This is a genomic window from Pleomorphochaeta caudata, assembly GCF_055395745.1.
The window spans coordinates 379,883-403,129 of the sequence record NZ_AP042458.1 but is presented as its reverse complement, the minus strand read 5'-3'; the positions used below and the strand labels follow the sequence as shown (position 1 = coordinate 403,129).

The window sequence follows — 23,247 nt, the reverse complement described above, 5'->3', positions numbered from 1 at the left end:
TTTTAATTTTGGATTTAAAATTTTTTATTAAATGATTATTAGTAAAATAAAGGCTTCCAATAATGAAAGCCTTTAAATGTATATTATGTTTGTAAACTGTTTATTCGATAGCGGTTAAAGCATCAATAAATGAATTCCAGTTTTCACCTTTTGCTCTGTATTCATCAAGCATTGGTTTACAAGCTTCTACCCATTTATCTTTGTCGTGTAATTCAATTACAGTAACACCTTCAGCTTTCATAGCTTCAAGAGCATCAATTTGGTCTTTATCATCAATTTGAGCTTGGAAAGCTACAGCTTCATCAGCACATTCATCAACGATTGCTCTTAAATCAGCTGGTAAACTATCATACCATTCAGCATTAAAGAAGTAATAAGTACAAGCAATAATATGGTCAGTAATTGTTAAATATTTAGCATTATCATGAAATTTCATTGAATAAATCATACTTGGGGAAGCTTCCATACCATCGATAACACCAGCGCTAAGGGCTGTATAGATTTCATTCCAGTCCATAGTAGTTCCAGCAGCACCTAAGCTATCAAACATACTAATATAAACAGAGTTTGGACCTCTCATTTTTACGTTCTTAATATCTTCAATTTTTCTAATAGGTTCTTTTGTTAACATATCTCTTGAACCCTGAGACATACCAGCTCTAGCAATCATACCATAAGGTTTTACTAAATCACTAACTACGTCTTCCATAGACTTTAGTGCTCTTCTATAGTGAGCATTGTCTTTAAATAGGTAAGGGAATTCGAACATCATTAATTCAGGAACCCAAGTCCCAGGACCTGTACCAGGAGCAGCAACAACCATTTCTAATGAACCTGTTCTACACATTTCAACTTGTTCTGATTGGTTACCTAATTCTGAACCGAAGTTAGCAGTTGCTTCAATTCTTCCATCACTCTTTTCATTAACTAGTTCAACAAATTTTGTTAAACTTCTTCCGATTGTACCTGTTGCAGCAAGGTTAGTTGAAGTTCTTAGTTTATAAGTTTTAGAACTTCCTTCAGATTGTCCTTGAGCAAAGATAGGTGTAATTAAAGTAATACTTAATAGTAAAACTAATAGATTAAATTTTTTCATTCAAAACCTCCATGCTTGGTTATACAAATTATTTTTTTATTTAGAAAAATTTCTTCCTAAACTAATTTCGATATTTGGTAATGCATCAAGAAATATTTCTTTTTTATTGAATCTATTTATTTCTTTAATCATTGTTTCTTTTTTGTAATAAACATCATCTTTTTCAATAGGGAATGTTACTTTCTTTCCTTCTTGAGCCGACTTATATATTCCCATTACAATTTCAACTGGTTTTTTGCCATCAACTTCACTTATATATGGAGAAGTTAAATCATTGATGGCTAATAAGAAATGCTTAATTTGAGCATCATGTTCTATTTCCTCTAGATTTTCTATTGAAGAATAAATTTTATTAATCTCAATTTCTTTATCATTATTTTGTGTAGGAAATCCATTTGCTAAAGATTTAGAAGCATTAACTTTCCAAGGGATGTTTATTTGAGCTTCTTCTCCATCAATTGTTATAGATTGTTGCTCTCCATGAGATACTAAAGAAGAATTAAATGTAATTACTTTATCTTCATATTCAAATATTGCAATTGAGATATCTTCACATTCACTATTTGGGTGATTAAGATTATTAAAATATGCTAATACTGATTTTGGCATACCAAATAGCATTACCATTAAATCTATATAATGGATTGAATGATTCATGGTACAACCACCATTATCAGTTTCCCATGTACCTCTATATTTTAAGTGGTAATAAATATCTGATCTCCACCATAAAGAGTTAAAGTTAGCATAGTGGACTTTGCCAATCTTATTTGATTTTAAGATTTGATTAACTTTATTAATTTCATCTTTATATCTATTTTGACTAACAATTGATAATATTTTTTTATTTCTATTTACTGCATCAATCATCAAATCACATTCTTCGATTGATGTTGCCATAGGCTTTTCACAAAGAACATTTTTCTTATTATTTAAAGCAAGAATTGAAAATTTACTATGTAAACTTGGAGGTAAACAAATTGATACTGCATCAATTTCACTGTCCTTCATCATAAGATTTACATCAGTGTAAATCTTTACATCAAGTTCTTTTTCTTTTGATATTTCAATTGCTTTTTCTTCTACAGTGTCACAAATTGCTGCAATTCTACATAGTTTAGGGAATTTTTTATAACTATCTATATGTATTCTCGCAATTGCGCCTGTTCCAATTATTCCTATATTGATCATATTTTTTCCTTTAACTAATTAAATTTGGTAAGAAAGTTATTAAACTTGGTACAAAGAAGCTAAGTAAAACAATAGCTATTACTGATAAAATGTATGGGATAAGTGGTTTTACAACTTTGTCTATTGGTAGTTTTGCAACCCCACAGGATACAAATAAAAACGATCCAACAGGAGGTGTAATTGCTCCAACTTGCATTAATATAACTAAAATTACTCCATAGAAAACTGGATCAAACCCAAATTGTGTTCCAATGGTTAATATAGTTGTTGATAACATAGCTATTAATACTGTTGGGTCTAAGAACATTCCCAAAATCATAATTACAAGCATTAAGAAAAGAGTTCCTAAGTATTTATTAGCAATAACATTTACAACAAAGTTTGCAACAGAGTTTTGGAATCTCATTCTAACTAAAACATTAGATAATGCACCAGCTGCTGATATAGTAATCATTACTACAGCAGTAGTAATTGCTGACTTTACTAAAATGTCTGGTAAATCTGATACTTTTAATTTTTTTGTAAAAACAAATCCATATAATAGGCCATAGGCAATTGCTATAACACCAGCTTCTGTTGCTGTTACTACTCCACTTACAATCCCTACTATAATGATGAGAGGCATCATTAATGCACCAATTGATTCTTTTGTGCTTTTGATTAATACCTTAAGTGAAAATTTGTGAGTTGGAATATTATATTTTCTTTTTTTGTATTCAAGTCTATTTACTATCATCATTAGAGCTGCAATTATAAAACCAGGAAGAATACCCCCTAAGAATAACTTACTGACAGGAATTTCTGTGTAGAATGAGTAAAGAATCATAGCAATACTAGGTGGAATTATTGGGCTAAGCATAGAAGATCCAGCTGTTACTGCAACAGCATAATCTGTTTCGTAGCCTTGTTTTTCCATTGCTGGAATTAACATACCCCCAATAGCTGATGCATCAGCTATACCAGAGCCTTGGATTCCTCCAAAGAACATACTTGCTAAAATATTAACATGACCTAAACCACCTTTAAATTGACCAACTAAAGAATCGGATAAGGTAACAATTTTGTCTGTAATATCAGCTTTATTCATTATATTTCCAGCAATAATAAAGAAAGGAATTGCCATTAATGAAAACGAATTAACACTTCCAAACATTTTAATAACTATTAAATTAAATGGTAAATCCATTATTAACATGAAAGTTGCTGTAGTAGTTATTAGCGCAATAAAAATAGGGAACCCTATAAAAATTAAGAATAATAATAGCGCGAAGATTGCAAAAATTTGAAACATTAGTTATCTCCTTCTGTTGATGTGTTTAATAGGATGTTTTTGTAATTTGGGCCATATATCATTTTTAAAATGTATTCAAAAATGCATAAACAACTTCCAATTGGAATAGAGATGTAGAAAAGTGACATAGAAATATCTACATTTTGTAACATGCTTGTAGTATTTGATAGAGCATATTTAAATCCTTCAAAACTAATAATTGCAAAAATAATTATTACTATTACATCAGTAATTAATTGAACAATATTTAATATTTTTTTGCTTTTAATCTTATTTAAAAAGAAATCTACAAAGAAGTGTGCATTTTCTTTTATTCCAATACTTATTCCTAGAAATATAATCCAAATACTACTTAAACGAATTATTTCATCTCCCCATGCAAATGGTCTTAAAGAAATGAAAGTAAAATATCTTAATATGATTTGTAATAAGCACAAAGTTATTGTTAATGTTGATATTCCAATAATCATGTAAGAGCGGATTTTATCTATGATTTTATAAATTTGTTTCATTTTTACCCCAATGAAGTTAGTAATTTGTAAAAGTATCTTACAAAATGCTATTATATAATAATTTTATATGTTGTCAATGATAAAAAATAATTATTATGACTTTTATATTATAATAAGAGAAAAATTACTTGTTTAAGCGCTTGTTTTTGACATAATTTGTAAATAAACGCCATTAGGATAATATAATAATTGTTATATATCGTTTTTTAGAATATAATTAACTAATGAAATTTACCTAAAAATATTCTAAATAATTCTTGACTTTTTGTAAGAATAGATGACAAAATATTTTTAACCTTAGGAGTATTGTTGATGAAAAATGGAGAAGTTGAATTTATTAATTGTAAGAATGTGCTCAAAAGTGTAGAGGAATTAGATAGTCCTTCCAGAGCTACAATTGCAAAATATTTAGGATTAAGTAGAACTACTTCCTCTCAAAATATCAATAGATTAATTGAATTTAAACTAGTAAAAGAATGTGAAAATACTTTAGTAGGTAGAGGCCGTCCAGGTAGACCTTTAGTTTTAGATGAAAGTAAATGGTGTGCGCTTGGTGCCTGTTTTGAAAACAATTCTTTGTTTTTTACTGTTGTAGATTTATATGGAAATATAATTGATAAAAATCAAGTTGAAATTTCTCCAATGACCTTTGATAAGTTCTATAAAGAGTTAGTTGAAAATATTAGATTCTTTTTGGATAAATATAGCGAAAATATTTTACCAGCTATCGGGGTTGGTAGCCCAGGTGTTATTGATCCTAAAGATGGCTCTATTGTAAAAGCTGTTGATTTAGGTTGGTTTAATATTCCATTAAAGAAAATGTTAGAAGAAGAGTTTAATCTTCCAATATTTATTAATAACAGATATAGGACTATGGGGTTAGCTGAAGCAAGACAAGGCCTTGGAAAAGAATATGATAATTTTATTTATCTAGGTGTTGGAAATGGCTTTGGTACAGCAATCTTTTTAGAGGGAAAACTTGTATTAACAACCAATATTCACACTGGTGGTATTGGTCATATTGTTGTTGAACCTAATGGACCTTTTTGTCGTTGTGGTAAAAGAGGGTGTCTATTTACTGTTGGCTCTTTAAGTGTTTTAGAAGAAAAAACTAAATTAGCTTTAGAAAAAAGCCATGAAAAAAGTCTATTAGATAAAATTGATACTGTAAATATGGAAGAAATTATGAATGCTGCAAATAAAGGTGATGAATTAGCAATAGATTGTGTTAAAAAAGTTGCTGATCCTTTATGTGTTGTTATTGGAGATTTAATTAATATTATTAATCCTCAAAGAATAATTATAGGGGGCCCTATGGGCACTTATGGTAAGTTTTATTGTGAATATGTAAATAATAAAATTTCTGATTACTATAATACTACTGAAATTTCCATAGTTCAAACTCAGATAGATTTCTTTGGTGGAGCAGTTGGAGCAGCATATCAAGTTTTAGATAATAAATTAGAGTTGGTTTTAGATAAGTTAAAAGCCAATGATTGTAAAATAACTTAAATTTTATTGATAAAAGCTTGGAGGCTTTAATGGGTGAATTTCAGAAAAAAGATGGGCAAAATTATGCACCTAAAGGAATAGAAAATATCGTTTGTAAACCTGGAGAGTTTATAGTTGGTGTTTGTAGAATGGATCATGGACATATATATGGTATGTGTAATGGTCTTTTAGAAGCTGGTGCACAAATCAAATATGTTTATGATAAAGATCTTGAAAAAGTTAAAGCTTTTCAAAAAGTTTTCCCTTCTGCTCAATACATTGAAGATGAAGAAACTTTAATGAATATTGAAGAAATAAATCTTATTGCAACCTCAGCAATTCCTAATGAAAGATATTTAATAGGTTTAAAAACTTTAGATCATGGAAAAGATTTTTTCTCTGATAAACCTCCTTTTACAACTCAAGAACAAGTTGATTTAGCTAGAAAAAAAGTTAAAGAAACTTCTTTAAAATGGTTTGTATATTATAGTGAAAGGCTACATGTTGAAGCTGCTGTATATGCAGGAGATTTAATTGAAAAAGGGAAAATAGGGGATGTTGTTAGTATAAAAGGATGGGGTCCTCATAGATTGGATGAAAAAAATAGACCTGATTGGTTTTTTAATAAAGAACAATTTGGTGGAATAATTGTAGATATTGGATCTCATCAATTAGAACAAGCCTTATATTATGCAAAAGCAAAAGATGCTAAATTATTATCATCAAGAGTTGGTAATTTAAAGAATAAAAAATATCCTGATTTTGAAGATTATGGTGATGCAACTTATATTACAGATAATAATATACCTTGCTATATTTCTGTAGATTGGTTTACTCCCAATGGTCTTTCTACCTGGGGAGATGGAAGATTAATTATATCAGGAACTAAAGGATATATTGAAATTAGAAAATATCTGGATGTTGCTTCTTCTAGTGAATCTGATCATATAATATTGGTTGATGAAAAAGAAGAAAAACATTTAAGAGTGCATAATAAAGTAGGATTCCCTTTCTTTGGTCAAATGATTAGAGATTGTTTAGATAGAACTGAATTAGCTATTTCTCAAGAGCATACTTTTAAATCTATTGAATTAGCAATCCTAGCTCAAAATGAAGCTGTCGTATTATAAAAAAATCCTCTATGAAATGTTATTATTATTTCATAGAGGTATTAAAGAACATATAACTCAAACACAAACCATGTAGCTCAATTAGTCGTAACAGTGTTTGTAATTACTGAAAGAACATATAACTCAAACAATAGTGCAAGTGGCACTAAGAACCAACTAGTGTTTGTAATTACTGAAAGAACATATAACTCAAACAAGATAGCATTAACGAACCTTTATTTTTAAGTGTTTGTAATTACTGAAAGAACATATAACTCAAACGGAACAGATGTATTTACTCACAGTGGACTGGTGTTTGTAATTACTGAAAGAACATATAACTCAAACAGATCTTTAGATGATTTTTTATGTTTTTCTGTGTTTGTAATTACTGAAAGAACATATAACTCAAACATAGAAGCTTCTCCGAGTCAGAAACTTGATGTGTTTGTAATTACTGAAAGAACATATAACTCAAACGAGATATTAGACAGAGCTAGCGAGTTCGCTGTGTTTGTAATTACTGAAAGAACATATAACTCAAACAATAGTCTTAATCATGAAATCAATGTTAAAGTGTTTGTAATTACTGAAAGAACATATAACTCAAACATTAACTGTATCGGCTACTAAATAGTAATCGTGTTTGTAATTACTGAAAGAACATATAACTCAAACCAGATAGCGACCAACATTTATTATTATCTTGTGTTTGTAATTACTGAAAGAACATATAACTCAAACATTATCGTCAAAAAGTTTGCAAATACTTTTGTGTTTGTAATTACTGAAAGAACATATAACTCAAACTTTCAAGTAAGATGTTTCCGATTGATCTATGTGTTTGTAATTACTGAAAGAACATATAACTCAAACAGCTCAAACATGGGGTGAACGTTGGTATTTGTGTTTGTAATTACTGAAAGAACATATAACTCAAACCTTCCTCCTGGACTAGAAGAAGAACAGATTGTGTTTGTAATTACTGAAAGAACATATAACTCAAACATAACATCTGTTTACCGTAATTATTTAATTTTATATTAGGTAAATAATTAGTAAATGATGAATATTTGAATTTTTTCATAATTGTCCTTTCTTTTTATATTTGAATTATAACATATTATCACAGCTTTTCCTACGCTAAATCTGACAAAAATCTGAATCTATTATTAATTTTTTACAGTTTTTATTTTTATAATTTATATCTGAAGCTTCAATAAAAATTACATGAATATCATAGTTAATGCATGAATTTATTAATTCATCAATTTGCTCGTTTTCTAAATAATTAAAAAGATTAATAAAACAAAAAACTTGTGTATTAAGATATTTATTTGAATTCAATAAATATTCAAACAAATTTTCATAGAAATTAGTACTAAAAGTATCAACTTGATAATTAATCATTTTTATAATATTGTCACTTGTTATTTCTGTTTTTGGAGCAATATTTCCATTAAAAGTAAAAGCAATATTTTGTGCATATTCTTCGATTAATGAAATAATTCTATTAGTTTTAGAATAATGTATTTCATTTTTTGCCTCTGACATAGCAAGCTTTTGAATAGCTAATAATACTTTTTTATTATTTATATCAATATTAAATGGATTAATAATTAGTTCAAGATTATCTTTTATTTCAATAGGATTATCGTCAATAGATAATACAAAATCACCATATCCATTATTAATTTGATTATTTAAATCTTGTATAATATTATAAAGTAATGTTTTTGATTCAATAACTAATATGTTAAATGTAATGTCAACATTATCTATAAATAAATCTAATGGTTCATTTACTAATCTAATTTTCATATTATAACTACTTTTTCCATTGTATCAAGCACTTCATTTTGTGAAGTTCCTACTATAATTTCTCTATTATTAAATTCTTTTTCTGTTATTTCAAATATCTGAATACTTCCCTCAAGTGTTTTGTGCTTTTTAACATTTTCTATTATGAGTTTTGATGAATTATTATTTAAGGCTAATTTGGAATATACAGATTCTTGGAGCATAATAAATCCTTCTTTTATCAACCATTTTCTAAATATTCGATAATCTCTTCTTTGTTCTATTGTTAGTGTTGGAAGATCAAAGACTAATATTAATCTCATAAATCTATTTTTCCCCATAAGCAAAATTGTAGAATTTTAATTCCGAAATATCATTGTTTCTTAGAGCTGTAAAAACACTAGAACAATATATATTTACAACATCTTTTAAATCATATTTCTTATTACTAATTAGAAATTTTTTTTCAAATATTTTTAATAATAGGTGTTTTTCTTCTGGTCCAAATTCATCATTAATTTTTAATGTAAAAACTTCATAGACTACTATTGGTCTTAGTAATTCCATTAAATCACATGATAAATTGAATTGATTCCTTATACTACTATGATGTAATCCTAATTGTGTCAAATAGCCTTTTGATGTTACTTCTCTATTTACTAAAGAAAGTAATATTATATATCCATAATTTAAAGCTGAATTTTTAGCGTTGTCAGAACTTCTTGTAAATTGATTAGAGAATAAATAATGAAAGTATTTTTTTGCAGCTTGAGCTTCAATGTTAGTTGTATCATTTAACTTCATTTCATTAATTTTGTTTTCAAAATAGTTTTCAGTATTAATATTTAAATGTTCTAATAATTCTTTTTGTTTTCTGATTTTTTCTTTTACTAATTCTGTCCAGACAAGTGATTTGATATCATTACTCCAGTTAATTTGAATCCGAATTTTTTCAGAGCTATCATAACTTCCATAAAAAGGTAATAGATTTGAACAAGGATTTCTTTTGTTATCACAAAATATAACATCAATATTTTGATTTATTAGTTCTTGAAGTAAAACAGCAGTAATTGATATTGCTGTATGCTCAATTAATAATAAAGATATTTCTGAAATATATATTCTTTGAATACCTTCTTTTGTTCTAATAACAAGATAATTTTGTCTAAATTCTAATTTTGACTGTTTTGAAATTACAATAGCTCTAAATCCCATTAAATTTTCACCTTCTTTTTATTTTCATATAGACCTGTTACTGATTGATAAATAAATTCTATATCAGAATTTAGATTTCTGCCCATTGTGGGAGTTCCTGTTTTTTTTAATCCTTTAATTAAAGTGAAATTAACATTACCATATTTACATGTAAACAAAGTCATGAATTGTTCTAAAAACAAAGTTTGTTCATATATTGAAGAATTAATAAATAAATCAATATTATTATTTATATTATTTCTAATATCATCACTAATTCTATATTGAAATATTGTTTTATTAACTTTTTCTTTTAATTCACTATATAAATTAATATTTTTTTCTTTTGAGATTTTATTTTTAAAAATTAAGTATTCAGAAAAATTTGATATAATTTCTTCTGATTCATTTCTGTGAAATCTAAGGAATTCTTTCATTTTGTCTAAATATTTTTCAATGTAAAAATAATATTTGTAATTTTTATCTGATATTACTAATGGAACAGCTGTTTTTAATCCTATTTTTTCTCCCATAGCACCTGATATTTCATAAACAAAATTTTTATATTTTATTTTAGTATTAACTAATATTTGAGGAATTATAATATTAGGCTCTTCTAAATTTAAATCATTTATACAGTAATCATAAAGGGTTGTTTTACCACTTTCAAATTCTGATATTTTATGAATAGGAACATCCAATATTCTTTTGACCCTTTTATTTCTATTTGTATATTCTGCTAAGAAGAAATAAGATTTAGCTATTTTATTTAAACCCCCATATTTCTCAACTTTTAGCAAATTTTTATCTGAAGATTTAATGGGTAATAATGTATCAGTGTTATCATTTTTCTTTACAAATAGCATGTCAGAAATTCCGCCACTTCTTTGAAATGTTTGTCGAGTAAATAAAATATTATTTTTACTTAATGTAGATCTTATCTTTACAATTGTTCCTGTTTCCGGATATTTTTCATAATCTAATTTACCATTTATTTGATTTTCTTTATCTCTTCGTGCTTTTCCATTAATATCTCTTTCCCAAGCAAGATAATTATTTCTTCTAATATCAAAAAAGAATAATTTAGATAAGTTATATGAATCTTTTATTTCATTTTTTAAAATGTAACTTGGATCTTTTGTGAATTTTGTATAATAAGCATTTCCAACTACAATATTTAAATAGGCATCTTTTGCGTGATGGAGATCATTAACTCCTCTAGATTTGTAAATTTGATTTTTTGTTTTGAAGTCAGCTACTGTATTTGCTTTTGAGTAAACAATTGTTGAATTCGGGCAAAGTTTTTTTAATAATTCCCCAGTTGCTTTTGTACTTTGTCTTGTTTCAACAATTTGTCTTGCTATGAAGCTCTCGAGTTCATCCTTGTCTAATTCTGTTTTACGAATCAATCTATTATATTTTTCTTTTGTTATAAAATGTTTTTTATATAATAAAGCCCAATGAGAAGAACATTTTGTTTGAATGTCTAAGGACAAAGGATATTTATCGCTTTTCCTACCATTTTCTTCTTTAAGCACTAAAACACGGTTGTTTAAACTATCGTCTTTTATACTTTTTTGAGGATAAATATGGTCTATATCATATTTATTATTAGAGTTTAATAGATCTTCTAAATTTATAATTTCATTAGAATACATACATCTGCCCATTTGAGTGAAATATAAGTATAGTTTGTCTTTCCTTAAATTAGCATCACTTTGGTCTTCTAGTGACTTAAGTATTTTATTTACTTCATCATTATTTGTTAATTCTTGATATTGTTTTATTAATGTTTCTTTTCTAGATATTGTTCTTTTATTTTTTTGTGCTTCTTCTGGACCTCTTGCCATTTCAATAAAAATTCTTTTAGGATCTTTTTGAGTAACTTCTCTAATTTCTTTTACTATTTGCAAAGTTTGCCAAATACTTCTTTTTATTGAAGGCGAAACGAGTAAAGGTTCAACAAGATTTTCATAACTCCAAGTATTATAATCTTTATTATAAGATGATAATTCTTCTTCAACACTTTTTGAAATAGTATATTTGTTACTCATTAATTCCATTAAATTATTAGAAGTTTCTTTCATTAATGTAATTATATTTTTACACTCGCCATATTCATCAAAATGATACATTTCTGTTAAGAATTTTTTTGAAAGACGACCCCAGCCTGTATAGGTTTTACATTTGCCTAAAATATCTTTAATTTCTTTTTCTGTTAGTTTTGTTCCAAATTGTTCTATTATTTTATTTTTAATAAGGTTTTGCCCTTCATTAAAAATAGTTCCCCATTCAATAATTAACTCAACTTCATCTTTTGTTAATTTTTCATTTTCAAGGTATTCTTTAAAATCAATATAGGACTTGAGTGATGATTTAAATGTTTTATCAATACCTGAAAAAACAAGTTCACTTTGTTTGTTATATATACCTCTAGCTATCAGTAAATTTCTTATTTTGGTAGTGGATACCGTTTTAGTATTTTTAAAAAGGCTGAAGATTTCATCTCTTAATTCAATTGGAGGTTTTTGTCCATTGATTTTAAAATTGTTTAATTCATTAAGTAAAGAGTATTCACTATACAATAAAGAGTTTTTTGGTAAACAATTTTCATTTGGGAGATAGCTACATTTTCTGGACATCCTTTTTATAAATTCATTGCCACAAGCAGCTAAATCCACTTGCTTAGCAAATTTCCAAGGTAAAATTCTACCGGTACTATTATTTTTTCTAATCAACCAACTGAATTTTTGATATTCTTTATTTTTGTCAGTTTTTTCAACCAATGGGCCAACAAAGTATGGAATTCTAAATTCCATTATTGCTATTATTTTTTCTTTTACACTATACCCTTCACTATCCTTAATATTTAAAAAATTAAGATAATTTGATGCCTTCTCTAAAATCGCCTTAAGTTCTAATAAATTAACTTGGTATGGAATAACTCTATTGTTTGTTGAAACAATTTTTGGAAGAAGTTGTCCTAATTCCAATTTTTTGTAAATTTCAATTAGTATTTTATCATCTTTGTTTTCTTTGTAAGCTTTTTCTAGTAATTTAAGAAAATATTTATTTATTTCTTCTTTTGAACATTTAGATTTAATTGGACCTTTGTCTTTTTTCCCATTATCTAGTCCATGTCCAATATATGAACAATAATTTATCAGTTTTTCTTTTGTTGTTTTAAAAGCTTCCTCGAATTTTGTGGGATTGTATTTTTTAATTAATTCCTTTAGTTGATTTAATTCTTTTTTATGTATTTCATAGTTATTAATTTTTGCATCAGAAATATATTTTTGTCCTTGTAGAATTTCATATAAAAGAGACCAATCATAAATTTCTTTTAAACAAGATATTATTTCAAAATTATCTAATCCTAGAGAATTCTTAATTATTACTTCATTAATATCATAAGTGCTTGATGAAAAAGTAAAATCTTTGTTAGGTAATTCTTCCTCTTCAATTGTTATATCAGGTATTAATTTAGTAATATTGACTTTATTTCCATTGAGAGCTTTTGCAATTTCTCCTTGTATTGTTTTTGCTAGTTTTGTATCTTCTGCTTCAACAATAATATTACTTTTTAATTCTTTTAATTTATTTTTTACGGTTTTATCTGTTAATATTGTTTTGACTTTATTAATTCCGTTAGGATATGTGATAATAATATTGGGGAATAAATCAAAAAATATTTCTTTTAAATTATTTAATAATCTATCAACATTTTGAACACTTTCTATATTTTGCCCATCATATATAAAATGCCCTCGATTTTTTATTATATGATGAATTGCTAAATATACTAACCTTATATCATGAGGATTATTACTGTGTATTAATTCTGATCTTAAATGATATATTGTAGGGTAGGTTAAATGAAATTTTATATCATTAAAATCTTTATCATTAAATAAAGTATTTTTGTCATTTTTGTTAGTTTTATCTTCTAAAAGGTATTTACTATCTTTTAATCTTTGAAAAAACTTTGGATCAATTTTATTAATTTCTACTTCAAATAGTTCATTGATTAAATCTAATCTAGCTCTTTTTCGATAAGTTCTTCTTCTTGTAGCTCTATATTCTCTTCTTTCGGCCGCAGGTTTTGCCTCTTCAAACAATCTAATTCCCCAAAGTGATTTGCCTTTGGCTTTTTGTATGTTGTAATTATTGTCAGTAACAGCCCAACCTACAGATGAGGTTCCACAATCCAATCCTAAGTAATAGTCGTTTTTCATTTTTGTTCCTTTTTGAGATATTAAAGTATATTTGTATAAATGATAGATATGAAAATTTATAATAATATAGTACCCTAATGATAAACCTTATTGTTAATAAATGCAAAAAAATTAGCTTGACTTAAAATATTTTTAGTGCAAAACTAAAGAAGAAAGAACATATGTTCAAATAAAAATTTATTCAAATCGTCCTTTTGGGACTCACATTGTGTGAATAGGCTTGCTTTTGGGCAAGCTTTTTTTTGTTTATATAAATCATTAGAATAATAAATATTTTTCAATAATTAAAAAAATTTTAAATCATCATATTTTCACCACATTTGTTTTATAAATTGTAAATAGATAAAAGATAAAAACAAATAAGGATGGAAATAATCATGAATAAAAAAATATTAGTAAGTTTAGTTTTAATAAGTTTAGTAGCTTCAGCAGTTTTATTTGCTCAAGGCACAAAAGAAATAAGTACAACTACAAGTCCAGTAGCAAATGAAGTACTAAGTCAAATAGAGGATAATACTTCTTCTACTCTTTTAGGAGCTAGTGCTGCAAAAGCAGGAGAATATTTTACATTAGAAGAAATGTTAAAATATGCATTAGAAGATGAAAAATTAGCTTTAGCTGAATATGCTTTTATAATGGATGAGTTTAATGTAAGTAGGCCTTTTAGTAATATTATTAAAGCTGAGCAATCTCATCAAAACGCAATTTTATATTTATATGATGTATATGGTTTTGAGATTGAAGAGTTTGATGCAAGTGAACATGTGGTTCTTCCAAATAGTTTAGCTGAAATTTACGATGTTGGAGTTGAAGCTGAAATAGCAAATATTGCAATGTATGATAAATTTTTAGCAACAGAAGATTTACCTGATGATGTAAGAAGAGTTTTTGAAGCTTTAAAAAATGGTTCAATAAGCCATCTACAAGCTTTTGAGAGACAAGCAAGTAAATATTAAAAAGAGTTTTAATTATAAAAAAAGCACTATATCATTATTATTGATATGGTGCTTTTCTTTTGTTATTTTAAAGCTTCTCTATATTTTAAGTTATAAGCTCTCCAATATTTGGTTTGATCTGTATTTTTAAAATATTGTTTATAATCAGTAAAGATTAAATCTCCCATTCTTCTTAATCCATTATTAAGATGGGATCCAAGAACTGGTAATACTAAATCTTTCTTTTTTGCTTTAATGGTTTTTAATAATAATTCATGATCACTAACAATTTCTGGATATTTTAGGGTAACGACAAAGTCTAACATTCTAAATCGGGTGTATTCTACTTGTTGTTGTTGAATTAGTCCCCAGATTTGGTCACAATACATTTTATTAAACCAAGTCTCATGAAAAGAACTATCTTTATCAAAAAATTCATTTTCATTTACTGGATCTTCTTGAATAAGAAGTTTTTGTAATCTTAGATTGTGTTCTAATTCTTCTATTGTAAAGCCATCAGGATCACTATCAATAAAATCACATATTGTTTGAGCTTCTAAAATAGTTCTCATATGAATTATCTGATAAATCTTTCCAAGGTCTAGTAGGGTAGCACTAACTCCTTTGTATGGGACAATATCGACTAATCCTATATCACTTAATCTTTTAAAAGTAGTTCTAACAGGTGGTCTTGTTACAGAAAAGCGATTACAAATTTCATTTTCTACTATCAATTCTCCAGGTTTAATCGCCAATGAAATTATTTCTTGCTTTAGCGTATTAAAAATGTTGTTACTTAAATCTGTTTGTTGTTTCTTTGCCATAGTCTTCCTAATTATATTTTATTTTGTTATTTAATTTCTTTAATATTTTCTTTTAATTGTGCTAATGCTTTATTGAAATATAACATATCATTGCCAAGAATCAACATGTTTATTCCTTTATCAATTGCTTGTTTTAAATCAGCAGGAGAAGAAGGAACTACAGGTGCTAATATACCAATATTTCTTTTTTTTGTTTCATCAGCTAATTTATTATAAGCTTCTTTTAGTCTATTATCATCGTTTTTATAACCAACTTTTGCACCAATGCTTAAAGAATAATCTATTGGTCCAAAGTTTATTGCATCAATTCCATCAACACTAAATATTTCTTCAATATTATCACTAAATTCAAAATCTTCATCCATTGGTATTACTAAAGTATCTTCATTGCTTTTTTTAGTGTATTCATCCCAAGAAAAATCATTTACTCCAAATTGTGCTGCTCTAACGCAAGACTCCCCACCTCTTCTTCCAATTGGAGGGAATTTTGCACTATGTATTATAGCCTCAATATCAGCTTTTGTTCTACAGTGTGGAACAATAACGCCTTCAGCACCCATTTCTAGAACTTTTCTAATTTCTACTTCATCGACACAACTTACTCTTACTAGTGGAGAAACACCACTTGTTTTTGCAGCTAATATTAATTTTTCTATATTTGAAACATTATCAATTGGACAATGTTCTAAATCTAAATATACAAAATCAAATCCACTATATCCAATTGCTTCGACAGCACAAACAGCACCTGTGTAGCAAACAACCCCAAATACTGGGCCGTTTTTCATTTTTTCTTTTAAAGTCATTTTTCCCTCGTATTAACTTATATATTTGAAAACAAATATATTTGATGTTCTTTTTGTAATTAGAATAATAAAGTAGGTAACCATAAGCTAACTGATGGTATAAATGTTACTATAATTAAAACTGTTATATTACAAATTAAAAATGGTATTGCACTTTTAAATACTTCAATAATAGATAAATCAGATATTTTGGCAGCAACATTTAAGCACATTCCTACAGGTGGTGTAACAAGTCCAATTGCTAAGCCAACAACCATTATTATTCCAAATTGTAATTCATTCATCCCAATAGCTTGCATAACTGGCATTAGGATAGGAGCAATTAATAAAATACAAGGTACAACATCTAAAAATGTTCCTAATATTAATATTAAAATATCAAATAAAATTAAGACTACCCAATATGGAATATTTGAATTTAAAATAAAATCAGCAAGCATAGTAGGAATTTGTTCCATTGCTAAAATCCAAGTAAAGATCATTGTAAACCCACCAATTATCATAATAGATGCGGTAATCATTGAAGTTTTCTTTAATGCTGCTTTTATATTTTTAAATGTTAATTCTTTATAAACTAAAGTACCTAAAAGTATTGCATATAATACTGCAATTCCAGCAGATTCACTTGCTGTACAAACACCCATAGTTACTGTAACTAAAATCATTACTGGCATTAAAACAGCTAAGATACCATCTTTTGCAATTTTCTTATTTTCTGCAAATGTTTTTTTTGTTTGTAGTTTATGGTATCCACCTTTTGCTGATAGTGACCAAGTAATACCTAATTGTGTTGCTCCAATTAAAATACCAGGAATCAATCCTGCCATAAATAATTTACCAACACTAACTCCACTTACCATAGCAAACATGAGCATTGGTATACTAGGTGGAATAATCATGCCTACGGTAGAAGAGGCTACAGTAACACCTGTTGAAAAGCTTTTTGAATAACCTTTTTTAACCATATCTGGAATTAAAATACTACCTAAAGCAGAAGTATCAGCAACAGAAGAACCTGTAATTCCTCCAAAAACCATTGAAGAGACAACATTTACTTCTCCTAAACCGCCTTTGAAAGGTCTAACTAATAAAAGAGAGAAATCAATAAGTCTTTTTGTTAGTCCTCCATGGTTCATTAATTCGCCACTTAGCATAAATAGAGGCATTGCAATAATTAAGAAACTATTACAGCCACTCCAAATTCTTTGTGGAAAACTTAATAAGAAAGATGGGTTTGATAAAAGCATATAAATAATACCAGACCCTCCGAGAGCAAAGGCTATTGGAAGACCAATAACTAATAATACAATGAGTGTAATAAACATTATAGCTAGATACATGATTAATTTTCCTCCGGTAAGTCTGCGTCATCAAAATATCCTGATATTGCTGGATCAATTTTGATAAAATGTCCTAAGATATCTATAGCACAATAAAAAATTGTTAATATAAATGAGATTGGAACCATTAGATAAAATATTCCCATCGGAATTCCTGATGCAGGAGATACTGTTGAGCCAACCATACTTATCCATTTGATTGAATAATTTATAATGAATGCTGAAATAATAATTATTATACTCATTATGATTATTTCAACTATTTCTTGTCGTTTAGGGGTAAAAGAATCTTTAAAATATGATATTTGGATATGTTGTTTTTCTCTGATAGCAAGAGCTGATCCAATAAAAATTATAGCAGCAAAACAATTTGTTAAAAATTCTTCGAAAAAGTTAAATGATATTCCAAATATATATCTTAAAAATACTGTTAAGATAATTCCAATTGCTAAAATAGCAACTAGTGATGATAGTATAAATGAAATTATTTTATCAATAATTTTCAATACTTTGTTCATATAGACCTCAAATTAATTGCTCCAGTTTAGAAGTCTAAACTGAAGCGTAAATAATAGAAATATTAATTTCCTTGTGTGATTGTTCTCATTTGATCTAATTCAGCTTGAGTGAATGATCCTTCGTTAATAAAGTAGTCATAAACAGGAGCACAAGCTTCTCTAAATAGTTCTACTTCATCAGCTGTAGGTGTGTAGATTTTAACACCACTGTCTTTAATTACATTATAATAATCTTGGTCAGTGTTTTTACGGATTTCATTTAATTTATTAGCAAATACCCAACCGCCATCAACACAAATCTTTTGTAAATCTTGTGGAAGGTTGTTGAAGAAGTTTAAGTTCATGCTTAATACTTCAGGATGGAATTGGTAATTAATATAAGTCATATATTTTTGTACTTCATAGAATTTCATATCAACAATATTTGCTAAAGGATTTTCTTGACCATCAGCTACACCAGTCTTTAATGCCATATATGTATCTGCATAAGGAATTGAAACAGGGTTTGCACCTAAGCTTTTCATACATTCAATGATTGATTTCATTGGAGGTGTTCTTAGTTTAATACCAGCCATGTCTGCAGGAGTTTTAATTTCTCTAACATTGTTTGTGATATTTCTTGAACCACCGTTACCAAATGCTAAAATCTTGATGTTATTCTTTTTTGCATCATCCATAATTTGTGCACCTAAGTTACTGTGAGCTACTTTCATTAATGATTCTTGTGAATCAAAGAAGAAAGGCATTAAGATTAAGTTTAATTTTTCAGTTAATGCATCAAAAGGTCCACCAACATAAGCTTCAAGATTTCCCATCTTTAATGATTCAACCATTTCTGCTTCTTTACCTAAAACACCAGCTGGGAATAATTCAACTTTGATTTGACCGTTTGATTGAGCTTCAACATAAGATTTGAATTCTAATAGAGCTTGATGTCTTGGACTTTGTGTTGTCATTGAGTGACCAAGTTTAATAACATATTCCTTTTTCTGTGCTTGTTCGCTTTCACCATTAGCAAAGATCATTGGGATGCTAAGTAAAAGGCAGAGTGCAATTGCCATAAATTTTTTCATAATTAACTCCTTAAATTTTAATTATTTTTAATATTTGTTTTTTTAATTTTTTTAATTGAAAAATTTGAATTTATTGAGGTTGTTTGCCGATATAAGCTAAAATACCACCATCAACATACAAGACATGACCATTTACAAAATCCGATGCATCACTAGCTAAAAATATTGCTGGACCCATCAAATCTTCTGGTGTTCCCCATCTTGCTGCTGGTGTTTTTGCTATTATAAAGGAATCAAATGGATGCCTTGAGCCATCAGCTTGCTTTTCTCTCAATGGAGCTGTTTGTGGTGTTGCTATATACCCAGGTCCTATACCATTACATTGTATATTATATTCACCAAATTCACTACAGATATTTCTTGTTAGCATCTTTAAGCCGCCTTTTGCTGCTGCATATGCTGATACTGTTTCTCTGCCTAACTCACTCATCATTGAACAGATGTTGATTATCTTTCCATGTCCATTTTCTATCATTTGTGGTAATACTGCTTTTGATACTATAAATGGTGCATTTAAATCTACGTCTATTACTTTTCTAAAGTCTTCAACTTTCATATCTAACATGCTTTCTCTTTTTATAATACCTGCATTGTTAACCAATATATCTATGCTTCCTAGATCCTTGGTTATTGCTTTTACACATTCTTGTACTTCAGCTTCTTTTGTTACATCACATACGTACCCTTTTGCTTCTATTCCTATTTCTTTGTATGCTTTAATACCTTTTTCTACTAATGCTTGATTAATATCATTAAAAGCTATCTTTGCTCCTTGTTTTGCATATGCTGATGCTATTGCAAATCCAATACCATAGGATGCTCCTGTTACCCAGGCTACCTTGTTTTCTAATGAAAAAGTAAAACTCATAGTTTTTGTCCTAAATTTAATAAAAATGGTTTTTTGAAATCAAAATTAAATTTTAATATTAAATTCAAAAAGTGATATCACATTTGGTAATGTATAACGGTTTTTATTAGCTGTCAACTTATTTTTTTTAAAACTTAAATTTAAAACATTGATATTTAGTTATATGTAAAAAGGCATAATATTACTTAACAAATTAAAGTTAATATTAGTTTTTTTATTTAATTATTTTTGTTTGAAATTATCATTATAATTAGGTATCTATAAAAGAGTTGTTATAACTAATTTCTTATTTTATAAAGATTTATTATTTATTATATAATATTCAAATTAATTAATAATTGTATATTATCTCAAAAAAAAACTATATTTTTTTTGACATACCACCTAATTGGGTGTTCAATTTTAGAAGTGGTATATTTTTTAAGGAGGTATATATGGATGCTGTATTAATTATGGTTTTAGCCTTTGTAGGTTATATAATTGCATATAAATTATATGGTAAATTTATTGGTAATAAGATCTTTCAATTATCAGAAAAGAACGTTACCCCTGCAAATGAATTTAAAGATGGAATCGACTATGTTCCAACTAAAAAGGGAATAATTTTTGGTCACCATTTCACTTCAATCGCTGGTACTGGCCCTATCGTAGGTCCCGCTATTGGTGTTATTTGGGGCTGGTTGCCTGCTCTAATTTGGGTCTTTGTTGGCTCTATTGTTATGGGCGCAGTTCAAGACTTTGCCGCTTTAGTAATGTCTTTAAGATCTCAAGGTAAATCAATTTCTGAAGTAGCTTCTCAATATATTAGTAAAAAGATTCGTTTCGCTTTTTTCTTAATTGTATTTATTGAATTATGGTTGTTCTTAGCTATTTTAGGTATGATTATGGCAGTTATTTTTCATATGTATCCAGAAGCCGTTTTCCCTGTATGGATGGAAATTCCAATTGCTATTGCTCTTGGTATTGCTGTATATAAGAAAAATAAGAATGTTACAACTTCAACTGTTATTGCTGTAGTTGCTATGTATATTACTGTTGTTCTAGGTCATATTATTCCTATTGATATGCCTAGTATTGGTTCAATGCCTGCAACAGGAACTTGGACAATAATTTTATTCATTTATGCTTTTATTGCATCCACTTTGCCTGTTACAACTCTATTACAACCTAGAGACTATATTAATGCTTGGGAATTATTTATTGCTATGGCGTTATTGGTAACTGGTGTTGTAGTTTCTTCATTTAATGGATTAGAAATTGTTGCTCCAACTGTACAAGTTCATCCTGAAGGGGCTCCATCTCTTTGGCCATTCTTATTTATTACAATAGCTTGTGGTGCTATCTCTGGTTTCCACTCTGTTGTAGCATCAGGTACAACTTCAAAACAAGTTGAAAAAGAAGATGATGCTCTATTTGTTGGATATGGTTCAATGTTAATGGAAGGTGCTTTAGCTGTATTGGTTATTGTAGCTACAGTTGCTGGTATTGGTTTAGCTTCTCGTGGAGATACAACAGGAGTAGTTGGTGTTGCTAAGTGGAGTGAACACTATGCTTCTTGGGGTGCTGCTTCCGGTTTAGGCTCAAAGGTTGAAGCTTTTGTTCTTGGATCTGCAAATATGATCAGTTATTTAGGTATTCCTCAATATCTAGGTTTAATTATCATGGGTGTATTTGTTGCTTCTTTTGCTGGTACTTCTTTAGATACAACTACAAGATTACAACGTTATGTTATTCAAGAATTATTAGGTGCTAACAGAGTTGGTGCTGCTGAAAAGAAGAGTTTCTTTACTGATAAATATGGTGCTACTTTATTAGCTTTACTAACAGCTGGTATATTAGCTTTCTCAACTGGTGTTGATGGAAAAGGTGCTTTACAGTTATGGCCATTATTTGGTGCAAATAACCAAACTTTAGCTGCATTAGCATTATTTACTGCTTCAGTTTATTTGAAGAAACGTGGTGGTAATAAATATTTAATTTCTTTCATTCCAGCTGTATTTATGTTGATTATGACCCTTTGGGCATTAGTAGTAAATGAATTAACATATATTAAATCTAGTACTTATTTATTAGGCATAATAAATATAATTATTATTTTAATTGTTATTGTTGTTTCTATTGAGAGTTTTAAAGCTATCTTTAAAGTTGAAGAAGAAAAATTAGCATAATTAAAAATAATGGGTGCCTGATTGGGCACCCTTTGTTATAATGAAAAAAAGGAAGGATTAAAAATGGAGAAAATATTTAAAAAAATAACTACTATCACGGCAATTAATTATATAGTTTTAATAATTGTTTTTTTAATAATTTTCTTGATTAAAGATAATGGAGAAAGACTTGCTTCAAGAGTTCTTTCTACAAATGTCTTATTAGGATCTACAATTTTTTCAATTGCATTACCAATTCTTTTTAGAACAGGGTTCTATAATAAAAGTTATAAGAATAAAAAATTGAAAAAAAATGAATATTTTGTAATGAAATTATTAATCATAATAAGTGTATTTATTGGATCTTTATTTGCTTTGTATGCTTATTATTTTCCAATACTAAAATATCATCTATATCTATCTTTTTTATTTGGTCTTTGGGGTTTATATTCTGTTATTCCTTCAAAAAGAATTTATGAAAAAGATATTATTACATACATGGTTGAAAAATAATAATTATGAATCTATTTAAGAAAATTTTTATAAATGTAAAAGGTTTTATTATAGGCTTTCATCAAGCTTCTTTATATAAAGCTACATCTCAAATTGAATATGAAGTTTCTGAAATGGAAAATTCTTTTGCCTTAATGCTTTTTGGATCGGCAGTAGGACTTCCTTCTCCTCCTATGCCTCTTTGTCTTGAATTATTACCTTTGATGGAAAAAGATGTTGAGAAAATGTTTTTAAGAGCAACTCAAACAGGTAACGGTTTAAGTGAATTAGCAAGTATAATGGGTGAACCATAAAAAGAGGGTTA

At 27.8% G+C, this 23,247-nt stretch carries 20 protein-coding genes and 1 CRISPR repeat array; of the genes, 6 read left to right on the top strand and 14 right to left on the bottom strand.

Going from position 1 to position 23,247, the window contains the following annotated elements:
* Positions 1 to 100: 100 nt before the first annotated feature.
* Genes ACZ5RS_RS01895 through ACZ5RS_RS01880 form a run of 4 tightly spaced genes read right to left on the bottom strand, consistent with a single transcriptional unit; the run spans position 101 to position 4,090 of the window.
* Positions 101 to 1,096 (bottom strand): TRAP transporter substrate-binding protein, encoded by a 996-nt coding sequence (locus ACZ5RS_RS01895; RefSeq protein ID WP_464637183.1) that lies wholly within the window; start codon positions 1,094 to 1,096, stop codon positions 101 to 103.
* Positions 1,097 to 1,132: 36 nt separating this feature from the next.
* Positions 1,133 to 2,287 carry a Gfo/Idh/MocA family protein gene (locus tag ACZ5RS_RS01890; RefSeq protein WP_464637182.1) on the bottom strand — a complete coding sequence of 385 codons (1,155 nt, stop codon included), beginning with the start codon at positions 2,285 to 2,287 and terminating at the stop codon, positions 1,133 to 1,135.
* A gap of 10 nt (positions 2,288 to 2,297) precedes the next feature.
* Complete coding sequence (locus ACZ5RS_RS01885; protein WP_464637181.1) at positions 2,298 to 3,578, bottom strand: TRAP transporter large permease; 1,281 nt, start codon at positions 3,576 to 3,578, stop codon at positions 2,298 to 2,300.
* On the bottom strand, positions 3,578 to 4,090 hold the full coding sequence (locus ACZ5RS_RS01880) for a TRAP transporter small permease (RefSeq protein WP_464637180.1): 513 nt from the start codon (positions 4,088 to 4,090) through the stop codon (positions 3,578 to 3,580). Before ACZ5RS_RS01880 ends, ACZ5RS_RS01885 begins: the two co-directional genes overlap by 1 nt.
* A 312-nt stretch (positions 4,091 to 4,402) precedes the next feature.
* Between ACZ5RS_RS01880 and ACZ5RS_RS01875 the strand changes: the two genes are divergently transcribed.
* Together ACZ5RS_RS01875 and ACZ5RS_RS01870 are read left to right on the top strand one after the other, a co-directional pair.
* The gene (locus ACZ5RS_RS01875; RefSeq protein WP_464637179.1) at positions 4,403 to 5,602 is read left to right on the top strand and encodes an ROK family transcriptional regulator; all 1,200 of its coding nucleotides are present in this window, start codon (positions 4,403 to 4,405) and stop codon (positions 5,600 to 5,602) included.
* A gap of 29 nt (positions 5,603 to 5,631) precedes the next feature.
* Positions 5,632 to 6,711 (top strand): Gfo/Idh/MocA family protein, encoded by a 1,080-nt coding sequence (locus tag ACZ5RS_RS01870; RefSeq protein WP_464637178.1) that lies wholly within the window; start codon positions 5,632 to 5,634, stop codon positions 6,709 to 6,711.
* Positions 6,712 to 6,803: 92 nt separating this feature from the next.
* A CRISPR array of direct repeats spans positions 6,804 to 7,698; the repeat unit is 37 nt; unit sequence TGTGTTTGTAATTACTGAAAGAACATATAACTCAAAC.
* A gap of 135 nt (positions 7,699 to 7,833) precedes the next feature.
* Here the strand turns inward: ACZ5RS_RS01870 and csn2 are convergent.
* From csn2 to cas9, 4 genes are read right to left on the bottom strand one after another with little or no spacing between them, the layout of a single operon-like run.
* The gene (csn2, locus tag ACZ5RS_RS01865; protein ID WP_464637177.1) at positions 7,834 to 8,511 is read right to left on the bottom strand and encodes a type II-A CRISPR-associated protein Csn2; all 678 of its coding nucleotides are present in this window, start codon (positions 8,509 to 8,511) and stop codon (positions 7,834 to 7,836) included.
* A complete protein-coding gene (cas2, locus tag ACZ5RS_RS01860; RefSeq protein WP_464637176.1) occupies positions 8,508 to 8,813 on the bottom strand; it encodes a CRISPR-associated endonuclease Cas2 in 306 nt (101 codons plus the stop codon). Before cas2 ends, csn2 begins: the two co-directional genes overlap by 4 nt.
* 4 nt (positions 8,814 to 8,817) lie before the next feature.
* Positions 8,818 to 9,705 carry a type II CRISPR-associated endonuclease Cas1 gene (gene cas1, locus ACZ5RS_RS01855; protein ID WP_464637175.1) on the bottom strand — a complete coding sequence of 296 codons (888 nt, stop codon included), beginning with the start codon at positions 9,703 to 9,705 and terminating at the stop codon, positions 8,818 to 8,820.
* The gene (cas9, locus tag ACZ5RS_RS01850; protein WP_464637174.1) at positions 9,705 to 13,919 is read right to left on the bottom strand and encodes a type II CRISPR RNA-guided endonuclease Cas9; all 4,215 of its coding nucleotides are present in this window, start codon (positions 13,917 to 13,919) and stop codon (positions 9,705 to 9,707) included. Before cas9 ends, cas1 begins: the two co-directional genes overlap by 1 nt.
* A gap of 377 nt (positions 13,920 to 14,296) precedes the next feature.
* On the opposite strand from cas9, the gene ACZ5RS_RS01845 reads away from it, so the two are divergent.
* Positions 14,297 to 14,875, top strand: a complete 579-nt coding sequence (locus ACZ5RS_RS01845) for a DUF2202 domain-containing protein (protein ID WP_464637173.1) — start codon at positions 14,297 to 14,299, stop codon at positions 14,873 to 14,875.
* Positions 14,876 to 14,937: 62 nt separating this feature from the next.
* Here ACZ5RS_RS01845 and ACZ5RS_RS01840 read toward each other — a convergent pair whose 3' ends face one another.
* The 6 genes from ACZ5RS_RS01840 to ACZ5RS_RS01815 all read right to left on the bottom strand — a co-directional run bounded on the left by ACZ5RS_RS01840 (position 14,938) and on the right by ACZ5RS_RS01815 (position 20,283).
* Entirely contained in the window at positions 14,938 to 15,678 is a 741-nt protein-coding gene (locus tag ACZ5RS_RS01840; RefSeq protein ID WP_464637172.1) for a GntR family transcriptional regulator, read from the bottom strand.
* A gap of 26 nt (positions 15,679 to 15,704) precedes the next feature.
* Positions 15,705 to 16,484 (bottom strand): HpcH/HpaI aldolase family protein, encoded by a 780-nt coding sequence (locus tag ACZ5RS_RS01835; RefSeq protein WP_464637171.1) that lies wholly within the window; start codon positions 16,482 to 16,484, stop codon positions 15,705 to 15,707.
* Between the two features lie 59 nt (positions 16,485 to 16,543).
* Positions 16,544 to 17,824, bottom strand: a complete 1,281-nt coding sequence (locus tag ACZ5RS_RS01830; RefSeq protein ID WP_464637170.1) for a TRAP transporter large permease — start codon at positions 17,822 to 17,824, stop codon at positions 16,544 to 16,546.
* A 2-nt stretch (positions 17,825 to 17,826) separates the two neighbouring features.
* The gene (locus ACZ5RS_RS01825) at positions 17,827 to 18,342 is read right to left on the bottom strand and encodes a TRAP transporter small permease (RefSeq protein ID WP_464637169.1); all 516 of its coding nucleotides are present in this window, start codon (positions 18,340 to 18,342) and stop codon (positions 17,827 to 17,829) included.
* A gap of 62 nt (positions 18,343 to 18,404) precedes the next feature.
* The gene (locus tag ACZ5RS_RS01820; RefSeq protein WP_464637168.1) at positions 18,405 to 19,415 is read right to left on the bottom strand and encodes a TRAP transporter substrate-binding protein; all 1,011 of its coding nucleotides are present in this window, start codon (positions 19,413 to 19,415) and stop codon (positions 18,405 to 18,407) included.
* Between the two features lie 70 nt (positions 19,416 to 19,485).
* Positions 19,486 to 20,283 (bottom strand): gluconate 5-dehydrogenase, encoded by a 798-nt coding sequence (locus tag ACZ5RS_RS01815; RefSeq protein ID WP_464637167.1) that lies wholly within the window; start codon positions 20,281 to 20,283, stop codon positions 19,486 to 19,488.
* Positions 20,284 to 20,717: 434 nt separating this feature from the next.
* On the opposite strand from ACZ5RS_RS01815, the gene ACZ5RS_RS01810 reads away from it, so the two are divergent.
* From ACZ5RS_RS01810 to ACZ5RS_RS01800, 3 genes are all read left to right on the top strand, one after another.
* Positions 20,718 to 22,451 carry a carbon starvation CstA family protein gene (locus ACZ5RS_RS01810; protein ID WP_464637166.1) on the top strand — a complete coding sequence of 578 codons (1,734 nt, stop codon included), beginning with the start codon at positions 20,718 to 20,720 and terminating at the stop codon, positions 22,449 to 22,451.
* Between the two features lie 63 nt (positions 22,452 to 22,514).
* Positions 22,515 to 22,943, top strand: a complete 429-nt coding sequence (locus ACZ5RS_RS01805; protein WP_464637165.1) for a hypothetical protein — start codon at positions 22,515 to 22,517, stop codon at positions 22,941 to 22,943.
* A gap of 5 nt (positions 22,944 to 22,948) precedes the next feature.
* Entirely contained in the window at positions 22,949 to 23,236 is a 288-nt protein-coding gene (locus ACZ5RS_RS01800) for a DUF7990 family protein (protein ID WP_464637164.1), read from the top strand.
* Positions 23,237 to 23,247: the final 11 nt, after the last annotated feature.